Source organism: Mangrovibacter sp. MFB070, from assembly GCF_000705335.1.
Lineage (GTDB): Bacteria > Pseudomonadota > Gammaproteobacteria > Enterobacterales > Enterobacteriaceae > Mangrovibacter > Mangrovibacter plantisponsor.
This window is the reverse complement of the sequence record NZ_JJMI01000015.1, coordinates 1-13,989: the sequence shown is the minus strand read 5'-3', so window position 1 is coordinate 13,989 and position 13,989 is coordinate 1. Positions and strand designations below refer to the sequence as shown.

At 48.5% G+C, this 13,989-nt stretch carries 13 protein-coding genes and 1 pseudogene; 5 read left to right on the top strand and 9 right to left on the bottom strand.

Features of this window, described 5'->3' with window-relative positions:
* Positions 1 to 102 precede the first annotated feature (102 nt).
* The 5 genes from DT73_RS05535 to DT73_RS05515 form a co-directional block, all read right to left on the bottom strand.
* Positions 103 to 714 carry a TetR/AcrR family transcriptional regulator gene (locus DT73_RS05535; protein ID WP_152552491.1) on the bottom strand — a complete coding sequence of 204 codons (612 nt, stop codon included), beginning with the start codon at positions 712 to 714 and terminating at the stop codon, positions 103 to 105.
* 58 nt (positions 715 to 772) lie between these two features.
* Complete coding sequence (locus DT73_RS05530) at positions 773 to 2,188, bottom strand: efflux transporter outer membrane subunit (RefSeq protein WP_036105199.1); 1,416 nt, start codon at positions 2,186 to 2,188, stop codon at positions 773 to 775.
* Positions 2,181 to 5,318 (bottom strand): efflux RND transporter permease subunit, encoded by a 3,138-nt coding sequence (locus DT73_RS05525; RefSeq protein ID WP_036105190.1) that lies wholly within the window; start codon positions 5,316 to 5,318, stop codon positions 2,181 to 2,183. The genes DT73_RS05530 and DT73_RS05525 overlap by 8 nt, the downstream gene beginning before the upstream one ends.
* A gap of 9 nt (positions 5,319 to 5,327) precedes the next feature.
* Positions 5,328 to 6,464 (bottom strand): efflux RND transporter periplasmic adaptor subunit, encoded by a 1,137-nt coding sequence (locus DT73_RS05520; protein WP_036105186.1) that lies wholly within the window; start codon positions 6,462 to 6,464, stop codon positions 5,328 to 5,330.
* 103 nt (positions 6,465 to 6,567) lie between these two features.
* Complete coding sequence (locus tag DT73_RS05515; protein WP_036105183.1) at positions 6,568 to 7,542, bottom strand: NmrA family NAD(P)-binding protein; 975 nt, start codon at positions 7,540 to 7,542, stop codon at positions 6,568 to 6,570.
* A gap of 111 nt (positions 7,543 to 7,653) precedes the next feature.
* Between DT73_RS05515 and DT73_RS05510 the strand changes: the two genes are divergently transcribed.
* The 3 genes and pseudogenes from DT73_RS05510 (at position 7,654) to DT73_RS05495 (ending at position 10,172) form a co-directional block, all read left to right on the top strand.
* A complete protein-coding gene (locus tag DT73_RS05510; RefSeq protein ID WP_036105181.1) occupies positions 7,654 to 8,550 on the top strand; it encodes a LysR family transcriptional regulator in 897 nt (298 codons plus the stop codon).
* Between the two features lie 463 nt (positions 8,551 to 9,013).
* Positions 9,014 to 9,711 (top strand): annotated as a pseudogene (locus tag DT73_RS26115) (IS3 family transposase); the annotation flags it as partial.
* A 65-nt stretch (positions 9,712 to 9,776) separates the two neighbouring features.
* Positions 9,777 to 10,172 (top strand): hypothetical protein, encoded by a 396-nt coding sequence (locus tag DT73_RS05495; protein WP_152552490.1) that lies wholly within the window; start codon positions 9,777 to 9,779, stop codon positions 10,170 to 10,172.
* Between the two features lie 70 nt (positions 10,173 to 10,242).
* On the opposite strand, the gene DT73_RS05490 is transcribed toward DT73_RS05495, so the two are convergent.
* The 4 genes from DT73_RS05490 to DT73_RS05475 form a co-directional block, all read right to left on the bottom strand.
* Positions 10,243 to 11,163, bottom strand: a complete 921-nt coding sequence (locus DT73_RS05490) for a site-specific integrase (RefSeq protein WP_036103641.1) — start codon at positions 11,161 to 11,163, stop codon at positions 10,243 to 10,245.
* A 116-nt stretch (positions 11,164 to 11,279) separates the two neighbouring features.
* Positions 11,280 to 11,831, bottom strand: coding sequence for a hypothetical protein (locus DT73_RS05485; protein ID WP_152552474.1), 552 nt, complete (start codon positions 11,829 to 11,831; stop codon positions 11,280 to 11,282).
* Positions 11,832 to 11,920: 89 nt separating this feature from the next.
* Entirely contained in the window at positions 11,921 to 12,343 is a 423-nt protein-coding gene (locus DT73_RS05480) for a DUF2787 domain-containing protein (protein WP_084172227.1), read from the bottom strand.
* A gap of 379 nt (positions 12,344 to 12,722) precedes the next feature.
* Positions 12,723 to 13,115, bottom strand: coding sequence for a hypothetical protein (locus DT73_RS05475; protein WP_369792547.1), 393 nt, complete (start codon positions 13,113 to 13,115; stop codon positions 12,723 to 12,725).
* 122 nt (positions 13,116 to 13,237) lie between these two features.
* On the opposite strand from DT73_RS05475, the gene DT73_RS05470 reads away from it, so the two are divergent.
* Both DT73_RS05470 and DT73_RS26710 read left to right on the top strand, forming a co-directional pair.
* A complete protein-coding gene (locus DT73_RS05470) occupies positions 13,238 to 13,504 on the top strand; it encodes a helix-turn-helix transcriptional regulator (protein ID WP_036103636.1) in 267 nt (88 codons plus the stop codon).
* 214 nt (positions 13,505 to 13,718) lie between these two features.
* The coding region (locus tag DT73_RS26710) for a hypothetical protein (RefSeq protein ID WP_235234424.1) at positions 13,719 to 13,989 on the top strand (271 nt) is incomplete at its 3' end.

The window sequence follows — 13,989 nt, the reverse complement described above, 5'->3', positions numbered from 1 at the left end:
CGGACAGAACAGGGTAATCAGGGTAATTTGTGTATTCAGTGTATCCAGAACATGTTGACAGGTTGTTTCTGTAAAGATAACGACATCAACATGGTTTTTGGGTTATGACTTTTTTGTCTCAGAAGTAAAGATGCATCTGAAAATATCACTATAAATTTCTGATAGTATTTCACCTTCAGTTTTGTCGATATTTCGGTGCTGAAAACGGAGAAAAGCGCCTTCCTGCAACACAGACATCACTTCAGCAAGTGCTTTTAACCGGCATTCGCTCATTCCAGGGTTATATTTCCTGAGACGGGCCAGCCTTTTCTGCATCAGTCTGCGACTGGCTTCATACAATATTGTTGCTATTTTTTCATTTCTGGTCGCTTCAGTATAAATTTCTAACAGTAACGTGTTCCCCTGTTGCCAGAATACCGTATTGGCAGTTTGCGTTCCGGCGAGCGCTTGTGCTTCCGTTTTCAGATTCATATCTTCTGTCACTAAGCGGTTTATCTGTAACTGGAAAAAAGAATGGATAATTTTACAGACAATCTCATCTTTATTATGAAAGCAACGGTAGACCTGACCAACACTGATATGGCAACGTCGGGCTATATCTGAGACCAGTGTTCCTCTGATGCCCTGCGTGTGAAATAACTCACACGCGGCATTTATTATCAACGCTCTGCGAGCGGCATAACGCGCCGCCCGGTCTTTTTTTGCTAAATTCATGGCAAACAACTCGTCTGCCTGTTCAGCCTTTGCCCGATATTGCAACTAAACATGGACGTCATGCTTTCCACCCGCCACCTAACACTTTGTACAGTGTAATTTGTTGTGAGAGTGTAGAAAGTCGGGTAGAGATTTGTGTTTGCTGTGACTGGTACAGTGAGCGCTGGGCAACCAGTACGTTCAGGTAGTTATCCACCCCTGCGCGGAAACGTGCCTGGGCAAGGTCATAGTATTGCTGGCTGGCTGCGGTGTCCTGCTCACGGGCAAGCAGTTCATTGTGCCAGGTTGCCTGTCCGGCCAGTGCATCGTTGACCTCTTTAAACGCCTGCTGGATGCTTTTCTCATAATTTGCAATATCAATACGTTTGGTAATTTGGGCAATATCCAGATTGGCCTGATTTTTACCGCCATCAAATATTGGCAGTGTAATGGTGGGAATAAAGTTCCAGTATGCTGTACCGCTATCGAACAGGTTGTTCAGGCTGGATGATGCGCTCCCGCCAAAGGTTGTCAGGCTTATGCTGGGGAAAAATGCAGCACGCGCTGCTCCGATATCGGCATTGGCTGCTTTGAGTGTGTGCTCTGCAGCCATAATGTCGGGCCTGTGTGTTAACAGGTCAGAAGGCAGTCCGGCGGGCAGAGCAGGAAATTGCCATTGTTTATCCAGACTGGCGTGAGACAGGATTCCTTTTGGCAACTGAGTACCCACTAGTAAACGTAATGCATTGGTATCCTGAGCCACCTGGCGCTGATATTTTTCGACATCAGCCGCTGCGCTTTTTACTGAGGTTTCCGCTTGCATGACCGCCTGCGCATCACTGGTTCCAGTACGGTACATCTTCTGGGTTAATACCAGCGACTGGCTCTGGCTGTATAACGTACTACTGGCAAGGCGCAGCAGATCATTATCTGCACACAGTGTCAGATAAGCGGTGGCGACGTCAGAAACCAGGCTCAGTCGGGTCGCGCGCGTTGAGGCTCGTGTGGACAAATATGTCTCCATTTCCACATCGCGCAGACTACGCAGGCGGCCAAAGAAGTCCAACTCCCAGGCGCTGATACCCGCACCTGCTTCGTACTGGTGCCAGGTAGCCGGACCGGTACTCTTTGTGGAATACAAATTCCCCGGGACATATTCTGCGGTTTCTGTACCACTGATATTAATTGTGGGCATTAACGCTGAACGCTGGACCCGAAATTGCGCCTGGGCTTTCTCAACATTAAGCGCTGCGACGCGCATATCACGGTTATTTTCCAGTGCTTGCTGAATCAATGATTGCATCACTGGATCGTCAAAAAACTCTTTCCATCCGATATCACTGGTGTTTCCCGCCAAATCTACCTTCTGACTGTTCCAGTGGTTCGCGATCGGTAACGCAGGACGCTGGTAATGTGGCTGTAAATTACAACCCGTCATCAGTAAGGCCAAAAAAACCACACTTCCGTGACGGGCTATAGACGAAGACTTATTCATGAGATTGCCCCTGTTTAACGGCAGTATGTTGCCCACGATGACTGAACAGCCGAACGACCACCACATAGAACATGGGAACAAAGAAGATGGCCAGGAAGGTTGCGGTCAGCATTCCCCCCACAACGGCGGTCCCGATAGAGTGCTGGCTACCGGAACCTGCACCGTGGGAAATGGTCAGGGGAAGGACTCCCAGTACGAAAGCCATGGATGTCATGATGATTGGACGGATACGTAATTTCGCTGCTTCAGTCGCCGCTTTAACGATATCCATACCTTCTTTTTCATACATGTCTTTCGCAAATTCGACGATCAGAATGGCATTTTTGGCCGCCAGCCCCACCGTGGTCAGAAGGCCAACCTGGAAAAACACATCATTGGCCAGGCCACGTATCAGCATGGCCGCGATAGTCCCCAGCACACCAAGTGGAACGACCATGATGACGGCAAACGGGATAGACCAGCTTTCATAAAGAGCTGCCAGGCAGAGGAATACGACCAGCACCGAAAGGATATAGAGTGATGCTGTCTGGGAACCGGCCTGTTGTTCTTCATAAGACAGACCGTGCCATTCAACCTTAAAGCCCTTTGGTAATTTGGCAGCTATCTCCTGTACTGCTTTGACGGCATCACCTGAGCTGTAGCCGTTGGCTGGGGCTCCCATGATATTAACCGCAGAAATGCCGTTGAAACGCTCATAACGGGGGGAGCCATATGTCCACTCGCCGCTGGCAAAAGCGCTGAAGGGAACCATTTGTCCATCCGAATTTCGGAAGTACCATTGCTGCAAATCTTCCGGGGTAACACGGGATGCGGCACGCCCCTGAACATAGACATCTTTGACGCGATCATGATAAATAAACTGATTAACGTAGCTTGACCCCCAGGCAATAGACAGGGTGTTGTTAATATCCTGCATACTTAATCCCAGTGCGCGGGCACGTTCGTCATCGATTAACAGCTTATATTGTGGTTCATCGCTCATGCCGTTATGGCGCACCATCGTCAGTCGCTTATCTTGATTCGCCATTGTCAGAAATTGATTCATCGCAGCCATCAATGCGGCATGGCCTTTTCCTGCTGTGTCCTGAAGGTAGAAGTCAAATCCTGTGGCGTTGCCCAGTTCCATGACAGCGGGTGGAACCAGTGCATATGCGCGGGCATTTTTGAGTGTGGCAAAATAGGCCATTGAGCGGGCGGCCAGTGCCTGAACACTTTGCCACTCACGGGAACGCTGACTCCAGTCTTTTAGCCGGACAAAAAGCATCGCGTTATTTTGACCCCGCCCGGCGAAACTAAAACCATTTGCCGCAAAGACGGAACTCACCACATCTTTTTCTGTTGTCAGATAGTGTTTTTCTATTTGGTCTAAAACCTGCTGGGTTCGTTCAGCGGACGCATTGTCTGGCAGTGCGACCTGTACCATCATGACGGCCTGATCTTCATCGGGCAGGAAAGTTGTTGGCAGACGAGTAAACAGGAAACCAGTTAAGAGAACAAACCCAAGGTAAATCACCATGAACAGAGAACGCTTGCTGATAACAGTACCAACACTGTCGGTGTATTTCAGTGTTCCTCTGTCAAACAGCCGGTTGAAGAATCCGGAAAAACCTCGCGCTTTTTTCGTTTCATCAACCGGTCGGAGCAGGGTGGCGCAAAGTGCGGGGGTAAAAATCAGAGCAACCAGTACGGATAATGCCATTGCAGACACTATGGTGACGGAAAACTGTCGGTAAATGATCCCGGTTGAACCACTGAAGAATGCCATTGGTACCAGCACAGCCGAGAGCACCATTGCTATCCCGAATAATGCGCCCTGGATTTGTTGCATGGATTTGATGGTGGCCTGCCTGGGGGGGAGCTTGTCTTCGTGCATCACACGTTCAACGTTTTCTACCACGACTATCGCGTCATCCACTAACAAGCCAATGGCCAGTACCATACCAAACATGGTGAGTGTATTAATGGAATACCCGAAAGCGTAAAGCACCCCAAATGTTCCCAGCAATACCACGGGGACCACTAAGGTGGTGACAATCGTCGCCCGGAGATTCTGTAAAAACAGCAGCATGACGGCGAAGACCAGGACAATAGCTTCAAGGAGCGTTTTGACGACCTCTTCAATTGAGGCCTGCACAACGGGAGATGTGTCGTAAGGAAACTGGACCTGAACGCCTTCAGGCAGGGTTTGTCTCAGATTATTGATGGTTTGATTAACCGCTTTCACGGTATCAAGGATGTTGGCTCCACTGGCAAGACGCAAGGCCATCCCGGCTGAAGCTCTGCCGCCAAATGTTGATGAGATACTGTAGTCTTCCGGCCCCAGGTCGACACGGGCCACATCCTTGAGCCGCACCTGCGAGCCATCACTGTTGACTTTCAGCAGAATATTGTCGAACTGCTTAACGCTGTCAAAACGGGTTTTACCGATAATGGTGACACTGAACTTACTGCCTTTAACTGTCGGCAGCCCCCCCAGTTTCCCAGATGAAACCTGTACGTTTTGTTGTGAGATTGCTGTTGTTACATCCGCGGGTGTTAACGCATATTTGTACAGTTTTGCCGGATCAAGCCAAATACGCATAGCATATTCTGACCCCATCATCAGGTAATCACCCACACCTTTGGTCCGCAGAATAGGGTCTTTCAATTTTGATACTAAAAGGTCCCCGAGATCGGCATCGGTCATGTGAGGGTTCGTTGATGTGAGGCTGACGACCAACATAAAGTTCTGTTGATATTTAGCAACCCGGATCCCTTGTTCGGTCACTTCGTCAGGAAGCTGGGATTCGGCCAGGGATACTTTGTTTTGAACCTGAACCTGGGCAATATCCGGATTCGTTCCCTGGTTGAACGTCGCGATGATGCTGGCACTACCATCGTTATTACTGTTCGATTCAATATAACGCAGGTTATCAATCCCATTCAGCTGTTGTTCAATGACCTGTACCACAGTTTTCTGGACGGTTTCCGCGCTGGCGCCTGGGTAAGACAGCGAAACAGAAATCGCCGGAGGGGCGATATTGGGGTATTGATTAATGGGCAGAGTTTTAATGGCCAGAGCGCCACCTAACATGATAATGATGGCAATCACCCAGGCAAAGATAGGGCGCTCGATAAAAAATTTGGACATGTTGGTTCCCTATTGCGCAGAGGCATCCGTCATGGATAACTGCACATCACTGGCGGGTGGGGTGGTGTCGGCCGGGACTTCCTGCGGAATGACTTTGCTGTCAGCATGGACGTTAAGTAAGCCCTGCGTGATAACCCGGTCCCCTTCATGCAGGCCTGCTGTGACGAGCCAGTTACCGTTAATGGTACCTTCTGTGGTAATAAGGTGAAGCCGGGCGATATTGTTTTTATCGACAATGTAAACCCAGGGGCGGCCACGGGTATCATGGCTAACAGCTTCCTGGGGAACCAGAATCCCGTGCTCTTCAATCGCCTGTTTCATGACGGCATGGACAAACATGCCGGGTAACAGGATCCTGCCTGGGTTAGGAAACGTTGCGCGCAGAGTGACTGACCCTGTTCCTTCATCCACGTTGACTTCTGAAAATTCCAGTCTGCCATCAAGGGGGTAAACACTGCCATCTTCCAGAGTCAGTTGAACTGCGGCTTCGTGTCCATTGAGGGCTTTTAACCGCCCGGAAGCCAGTGCATTACGCAATTCAAGTAAAGAACGCGAAGATTCACTTACATCGACATAAATAGGATCAAGTTGTGTGATTGTGGTCAGGTAACTGGTCTGCCCGCTGGTAACCAGTGCCCCTTCCGTAAACAGTGAACGACCTATCCTGCCACTGATAGGGGCAAGGACTCTGGTGTAATTCAGGTTCACTCTGGCCGTATCAAGGTCAGCTTTGGCTTCTGCTGCACTGGCCACGGCATCGTCGTAAGTTTGTTCACTCACGGCATGGTCGGCAACCAGCACGCGGTAGCGGCGAACGGTTGCCTGATCGTTGTTAAGCGTCGCCAGGGCTTTGTCATAGGCAGCCTGGTAGGTCGCCGGGTCAATCTGGTACAGTTGCTGACCCGCCCTGACCTCGGAGCCTTCCGTGAACAAACGCTTCTGAATAATGCCATCCACCTGGGGGCGTACTTCGGCAGTTCGAACCGCAACGGTTCGCCCGGGGAGTGTGCGGTGTAAGGCTACTGGCTGAGAATGTAATGTTACCACGCTGACCTGCGGTAACGGTTGCGTCATGTTATTTTGTGTATTTCTGTCACATGCAGAGAGGGACAGAGCAATACAAATAACTGATACCCGAATTTGCATTTTGCGGTCCGAATTTTTTAAATAAATTACTCAGGTCTTCCACTAAGTGGCAATAGTAATAAATTACATTTTCCACCTGAAGAAATGAAATAGAATAGTTTTGTCAGATTATATCTTTCCAGTTGCGAATTCCCTTTACCCATATATAGCTATAGTTACCAATTATCTCAGATGCAGTTTTTGGTTGGTGGAGAGTAAGGTTATAAAAGTCATTGGATATAACATCCATCAAACCCTCAGCAATGCTGGCCTCATTTGTGACCATGTCATTGCCACACCAGGGGACCGGGGAAAAAGAAAAATTCTGGTCGGTATCACGGGGAATATTCATTTTATCCAGATAAGTATAAAAAGTGTCTTTATCTACGGGGCAATACTCCAGTTCAATACCAGAAGCTTTACTGACAATATGGCAAAGATCACGCTGTGAAACAGATTGCCGGCCTGTGATATTATATGCTGTATTATCTTTACCTGCGCCAAGTAGTAGTTCAGTTGCAGCTTCTGCGCAATCATCTTTAGCGACAAATGTTGCTTTCCCTTCCCCTGCCGTAGTAACCCATTTATTTTCTGACATCAGTGCCAGCATAACTGATGTGGTCAGGTAATTTTCCAGGTAAAGATTATTACGCATAATATTATATTTCAGGTTGTGCATTCGGCTGGTGGCTTTAAGCCATGATTCTGTCGCAGTATGGTCCGGTGTAACATAAACATGCTGATAGCGAGGGTCTGATGCCCCGATAAAAGAGCAGTAGGTGATGTGCCCGACACCTGCACTTACCGCTGCATCAATGACATCACAGTGTTGTCGGACACGTTTTTCACCAATCAGTACGCCGGAAATCATAAACATGCGGTCAGCACCTGAGAATGCTTTCAAACACTGTTCTGGATTATCATAATTAGCCTCACGAATTTCCACGCCAGCTGCTGTCCATTCGTTTATTTTTTGGGCTGGTAAACGATGTGGATTAGGGCATGTCAATATTAGTTGGGATGCTTTCACCCTTTTCAGCATGTTTTCTGCAATTCTGCCACCCAGTTTCCCATCACACCCTGTTACAAGATATTTCATTTTATCCTCTTCATGCCATTTGAAATTAATTGTACTTTACGTGATTCATGAGTAAGTGTTTAATGGAAAAAATTCATACACTATAAAAGAATTTTATTAAGGGTAAAGGTAATGAAAATCATACAGTTAAGATGCTTTGTTATTCTGTGTGAGACACTCAGCTTTTCACAAACAGGGGATATATTACACCTGACTCAGCCAGCTATCTCACATCAGATAAAAAAACTGGAAAGCATTTTAAAATTCCAGCTTTTCATTCGAACAAACCACAGGGTCGAACTAACGGCGGCAGGTAAACATTTCTATTCTGATGCGAAAGATTTTTTATCAAGACTTCAGGTGGGGATTACTGAGGCATCATTAATAAACAAAGGGAAACTTAGTGTAATAAAAATAGGGTATGAGGGGCATGCTCTTGAAATGAATAATTTGCCAGTGGTGATGCGAATGTTTTCATCCATGTACCCGGATACTCAGGTGATTGTGTTAAGAATAAATCATAAGGAAAGGAAAAATGCTCTTCTTTCCGGCTCATGTGATATTATTATGACAGTTAAAGATAACATAGAGAATACCGAAGGGGTTATCTATAAAGAAATTATGAATGAAGGGATGATGTGTCTTATGCATCATGATAACGTGCTGGCGTCAAAGTCAATAATAGGATTTAATGATATTCGCAAAGAAATGATTATCTTGCTGGACCCCAATAATGGTCCTAAAGAATGGCTTATTGTCCAGCAACGGCTCATCTCTATGTTACCTGAGAGTCAGTGGCTTTTTTCCGACTCAATTTCTTCAGGTGAAATCTTTATAAAATCAGGAATGGGGATTGCGATCATTCCTGTGTTTTGCAAACCGCAGGGCGATGATATCGTTTGCTTGCCTTTTATGATGAAGGAGTCTTTTTCATATGGGGTGGCTTACCTGAGTAAATCAGCAAATGAGAAAATTCAGTCTTTAGCTCGTTTGCTTCAAAGTGAGTTAAAAATGATAGATAAAAGTTAACTCGTAAGCGTAATCTCAATATCGTCCGACTCTGAATCCACGTTAAGCACCCACTTATTTTTCAGGTGGACACCTATATGCGCCAAATAATGCCCCCCCCCCGAAAACGCTATTTCCCTGAGTTTAAAATGGTTTTGTTAATGGAATGATCGCCCCCTATATATTGTGCCACAGTGGGACGGCAAATCCTCACCACTTGAGCGGAACGGCTATCCCTTCAGGTCTAGGGTAGTTGTCCCCCTCTCTGAAAACCCCTTGAGAGCAACCGGAGTGACAAATGAAACGTATTTCACCAGAGCGTAAGGCCGCAACACTGGCGAAATTACTTCCCCCATACAACATGACCGTGGCCGCTGTTGCACAGATGGAAGGAATATCCGAAGCTACCCTGTATTGATCCTGATCTTACCCAGCAATAGTAGACACACGATTAAGTGAGTAAACTCTCAACCAGAGGTGACTCATGACAAAACCGACTTCAACCAGCCAGAAGCCCCGTAAACAACACACACCTGAATTCCTTGATGAAGCCCTGAAACTGACTGAGCGTATTGGTGTCACTGCTGCTGCCCGTCAGCTCAATCTTTATGAATCGCAGCGCTATAACCTAGCGCAGTAAGCAACAGCAACAAATGACGTCTTCAGAACGTGAAAGCGAACTGACCGCAGAAATGCCCGGTTAATGCGACAGCTGGCAGAACGGGATGAGGAACTGGCCATTCTCCAAAAGGCCGCGACATACTTCGCGAAGCGCCTGAAATGAAGTATGTCTTTATTGAAAAGCATCAGGCTGAGTTCAGCATCAAGGCCATGTGCCGTGTTCTTCGGGTTGCCCGAAGCGGCTGGTATGTCTGGCGCAGGCGTCATTGTCAGATAAACCCATGCCAGCAGTTCCGATTCGTTTGTGATGAGGCGGTCCGCAACGCATTCACTGAAGCAAAACAGCGCTATGGTGCGCCACGCCTTACTGATGAGTTACCGGAGTACAACATCAAAACCATTGCTGCCAGTTTGCGTCGTCAGGGATTACGGGAGAAAGCCAGCCGCAAATTCAGACCGGTCAGCTACCGTGAACATGGTCTGCCGGTATCAGAAAACCTGCTGAAGCAGGACTTTATCGCCAGCGGTCCGAACCAGAAGTGGGCAGGTGACATCACATATCGTGTGCCCGGAGTTCAGGGCGAACCAAGCTGAAAGAAAAATTTGGTCCTTCAGTCACCCTTCACATGACGAAAAATAATAAAATAAGACTCAACAAAATAGCCAAAATCCACACAGGCTGTAGGCATCCTGGCACAGAAGAACGATGTGAAATGATTGCTGAGCTAATCAACCAGCACTACATTGAATATGTTTTTGACCACACAGAGCCTATTCCTGCATATATTTTTAAAAAATATCGGGATATTAAAATAATGTATAAGATCGAAGGTCTGAACGATAAACAAATCGCAAAAAAAATGAATGAAAAAAAAGAAAAACAGCTACGAAAAGTCGGCACTAATGAGGCTTCATTCGTGGACAAAACCTGGGAGGCAAAGGATGTCAAATCCTTCAGGGATTCACAACACGTCTGTAATCTGATGAAAAAAGCCACAAGAGCGCCAGGTGGTAAAAAATAGTGCGGCAGAGCACATCTGACAGACTATATGTAAACACAGCCAGGATGTATCCTGACTGTGTTTTTTCATGTCAAAACCGCACAGAGGAAGAGACCCGCGACAGACTCAGCGCGGAGCGCCGGTCATAAATCGCCGTGGTACTGATATCACTGTGTCCGGCGAGCTGGCGCACAATATTGATATCCGCACCCTGCTCCAGCAACCGGGTAATAAAAGTGCGCCGCAGGTCATGGGGGGTAAACGTACTCACCTGTGCGGTTATCTGCAGATGGCGCAGTATCCCTGTCAGGCCAGATGGCGTCAGCGGCAGACCGGTAATATTCCCGCTCCGGTGAATGCGGCAGAACAGGAAACGGTTACTGTCACTGATTTTCAGCCATGATGCCAGTGCCTTTCCGACCGCGGGTGACACCACAATACTGCGATGTTTGCGCCCTTTCCCCTGCCGGACAGTCAGTGTTCGCGTCGGGATATCGTAATCCTGGCGGTTCAGTGCCACCAGTTCCCCGGCCCTGAGCCCGGCACCACACAGTGTGAGCAGTATGGCATGGTCCCGCTTCTGGCGGCTTTTGTGCGCATGTTGTTTTGCGGCATCCATCAACAGGCGGATTTCGTCCCTGCTCAGTGCCCGCCCGGCGGGAGCCCGCTCGCCCCGGAGACCTTTTACTGACCGGATGCGGGCCAGTGACTCCGCATCCATCTGTCCCAGATTAAAGGCGGTCTGTGCCACACCTTTCAGCGCAGCCAGTGTCATATTGATGGTGGTTATCGCGTACCCCTGCCCGGAGAGCGCGGCCCGCACCGCAGCCACATCAGCATAGCGCAGTGCTGACCAGTCGAGACTGCTCACTGTGGCGTGCTTTTGCAGTATTGCGGCACTCAGCGCCAATAAGGAAAGCATACTGCGCCGCCCGGTCGGGGCCAGCCCTTCAAGCCAGACACTGGCCGGGCTGAGTGAGCCGTCTGACGATACATTCGGTTGTCGTTTCATCCCGCCCCCATTAATGCACATTAACAAAAGTCAGCATTACTGCATCACGGTTCACCGCCGTCTCCCGGGAGCAGTTGAATGCCACGTGAGTCCGTCGCGTTCCGGTCTTAAGGTGTTTATGCGTTTTCATCATCAGCCTCGCCTTTTTCAATAAACCAGATGGCCTGGCGGAATAACTGGTGCCCTCCGGGCCTGGCGCGCAGTGACCAGTAACGTTGCCGCACCCGCGTGTAGCTCCCGCTGTCGAAAAAATACATCCATTTGCTGTCCATATGACTGACGACTGACCAGTGATACTGGTCACCAAGCAACACCACCCGGTCGGGGTGCTGCGCCAGCCAGTTCCGGCACTGCGCAAGAATGTCACGGGTTGTCAGTCCCCGCGTCTGAGCAAAGGGCTTATGGAAGTGGAAAGGCCAGCGCGATTCACGGCGCGACTGCAGAAAATTCAGCAGTGCATCAAGCTGCGCTGATTCCGTGCCGGTTATCAGGCAGTCGGCGATGTCATAGTGCTGACTGAAAAAACTGACCAGCGCCCTGAACAGGGGCTTTCTTCTCAGGCCGGGATGAAGCCAGTAAAGCGCATTCACCACACTGTAAATGCCGCAAAGGGCATCCAGGTCACCCTGAATGGCGGGACGCAGTCCCCGGTTGTGTTTCTCTTTCATATACTGAGCCATTGAATATTCGCGATATGGCTCATGACGCCATGAGTACTTTGTTGCTGATGCGCGCGTTTAACTTAACCTGCTGACTTTCAGTTTCCGGTATGCAGGGTTACCGTGTAAATCTTCATCCGGCAGTACTGTATGAAGTTGCGCTGCCAGAGTTCGAACAGGGCTTCGCCTTCTTCTTCATCCAGGTCACCCCCCATGGCGTACCAGATATACCCCTGACTCCAGCAAAAATCGATTTCCTTTTCCAGCTCCGGCCAGGGGTGCCCTGAGTAACTGAAGTCGGTGATGTAATCGAAATACCACCCTCCAGTCTGATGTGTCAGCCGGATTTCGACCGGATGGAAACCACCGGTTTCCGCTGAATACTGCGGGTCACGAAAATTAAGGGTGACAGCCGAAGGAATAAAAGGCGGTTCAGGTAAGTACGCTTTCAGTATTTGTACCAGCACCCGGCTTACGGGCAAGTGAAGCCCTGACTGACAGACAGCCATTTCATCTTTCATGATACTCTCCACATTATTGTGCCGAAAAAAGACGTTATTTACCCGTCAGGAATAACCCGAAAATAATAAAAATATAAACCAACAGCTTTATTCACCACGCCATTAATATAGACCAGCGTCCGGATACATCATTCATGGCATATATTATGTGAACTTCATATTTTCATATTTATTCCCGGCTTACCCGTTTGGGCAAAAAGCGACCCTCCCGAAATACAGGATAATTCAGCAGCATTTGATATTTTGGTGTCATACACCCATTGTGCTGGCAGCAGTAAAATAAAAACGTGTCAGCACAGCTATTATAACAAAACAGCCAGACAAGAGCAATTTATAGCCAAATAAAACATTTATTAATCAGGTAGTTACAAAGTTTCACTTACTCATCCCGCTCAGGTTTACCAAGCTCTTCAGCAACCTGTTCCAGCGCCAGTTTCAGTAACCGGTCCCGGGCTGCCGGTGACATCGCCCGGAACAGCTCAGTCAGCAGGGCCAGTTTTTCATCTGAAGGTAACTTAACAGCTTCCCTTTCGCTTTTCAGGGACATACCCGCAGCACTGATATGGTAAACAAACCCCTTGCCACTGGTTCTCTTGCGCCTGATTTCAGGATGAAGCTCAGCCAGCTTTTCCAGTCGCAGTCGTGCGCCTTTTGGGGTGCCAGGCATACCGTCCATTCCGACGAATTCTGCGGCTGTCAGCCATGTGCTGTCTTCCCTGCTGTTGTCTTCTCCGGACAGTGTTCCGGCCTGATGCTGCATATTGTTATCCATAAAATATTTCATCAGATATCAAAGCGTTAACGGAGTTTTAACTGCAACCCATAAAAAGGTAGTTGATAACTTCCCTTTGTTCGCTTTTAATATCCATGTACTAAGTATGTGGAATGACTACCATGACTAACTCATCAGCTTCGCAGAAAAAGCGAAGTAAGGGAAGTGTTACAGACTGGCACCGCGCCGATATTGTGGCGGCCCTGCACAAGCGTGGCATCACACTGACCCAGTTATCCCGCTCTCACGGGCTGGCGGCACGGACCCTCAGTAATGCAATGGAACGCCACTATCCCCGGGCAGAACGCCTGATAGCCGACGCTCTGGAGATGAAACCGGAAGACATCTGGCCGCTGCGCTACCGGAATAAAGGCAACACAGGGCAATAACACCGGCCATGCCCGGAAGGATGAATGAATAACCCGTTCGGTGCGCGAGCAGGTTTCCCGCAACAGGGACCAGCATCACCGGGCTGCCAGTAAAACTGGATTTAACAGAACTGCAGGCGGAATAAAGCCTGTATGGCGGTATTGCTGCCAGCCGTTATGGCACGGCAATGCATTTTATTTCTATATCAACACATTCATTATGCGGGGTATTTGTATGGCTGACGGACAGGATATAAAAAAACAGAAGGACAATTATGCGGAGAAAATGCGCCTTCTGCTCAGTGGAAAACAGGGGCTGGCAAAACTGTTCTGGTATTACTGGTTTCCTGTCACTGTAATTCTGAATATTTTTTATTTTATGGTCAGCACCGGACACCTTCATATTCTGTGTGGTGTTTATTCTGCTTATGTGGGCATACAGACCCTGCGGGGCACATGGAATATTATCCGGGAAGGAAACAAAGGCTGGGCCATTGCCGTACTGC

What these genes read in the sequence shown, in the direction of transcription:
- DT73_RS05535 (WP_152552491.1), bottom strand. Translation starts at nt 714, where the DNA reads ATGAATTTAGCAAAAAAAGACCGGGCGGCGCGTTATGCCGCTCGCAGA.
- DT73_RS05530 (WP_036105199.1), bottom strand. Translation starts at nt 2,188, where the DNA reads ATGAATAAGTCTTCGTCTATAGCCCGTCACGGAAGTGTGGTTTTTTTG.
- DT73_RS05525 (WP_036105190.1), bottom strand. Translation starts at nt 5,318, where the DNA reads ATGTCCAAATTTTTTATCGAGCGCCCTATCTTTGCCTGGGTGATTGCC.
- DT73_RS05520 (WP_036105186.1), bottom strand. Translation starts at nt 6,464, where the DNA reads ATGCAAATTCGGGTATCAGTTATTTGTATTGCTCTGTCCCTCTCTGCA.
- DT73_RS05515 (WP_036105183.1), bottom strand. Translation starts at nt 7,542, where the DNA reads ATGAAATATCTTGTAACAGGGTGTGATGGGAAACTGGGTGGCAGAATT.
- DT73_RS05510 (WP_036105181.1), top strand. Translation starts at nt 7,654, where the DNA reads ATGAAAATCATACAGTTAAGATGCTTTGTTATTCTGTGTGAGACACTC.
- DT73_RS05495 (WP_152552490.1), top strand. Translation starts at nt 9,777, where the DNA reads ATGACGAAAAATAATAAAATAAGACTCAACAAAATAGCCAAAATCCAC.
- DT73_RS05490 (WP_036103641.1), bottom strand. Translation starts at nt 11,163, where the DNA reads ATGAAACGACAACCGAATGTATCGTCAGACGGCTCACTCAGCCCGGCC.
- DT73_RS05485 (WP_152552474.1), bottom strand. Translation starts at nt 11,831, where the DNA reads ATGAAAGAGAAACACAACCGGGGACTGCGTCCCGCCATTCAGGGTGAC.
- DT73_RS05480 (WP_084172227.1), bottom strand. Translation starts at nt 12,343, where the DNA reads ATGAAAGATGAAATGGCTGTCTGTCAGTCAGGGCTTCACTTGCCCGTA.
- DT73_RS05475 (WP_369792547.1), bottom strand. Translation starts at nt 13,115, where the DNA reads ATGGATAACAATATGCAGCATCAGGCCGGAACACTGTCCGGAGAAGAC.
- DT73_RS05470 (WP_036103636.1), top strand. Translation starts at nt 13,238, where the DNA reads ATGACTAACTCATCAGCTTCGCAGAAAAAGCGAAGTAAGGGAAGTGTT.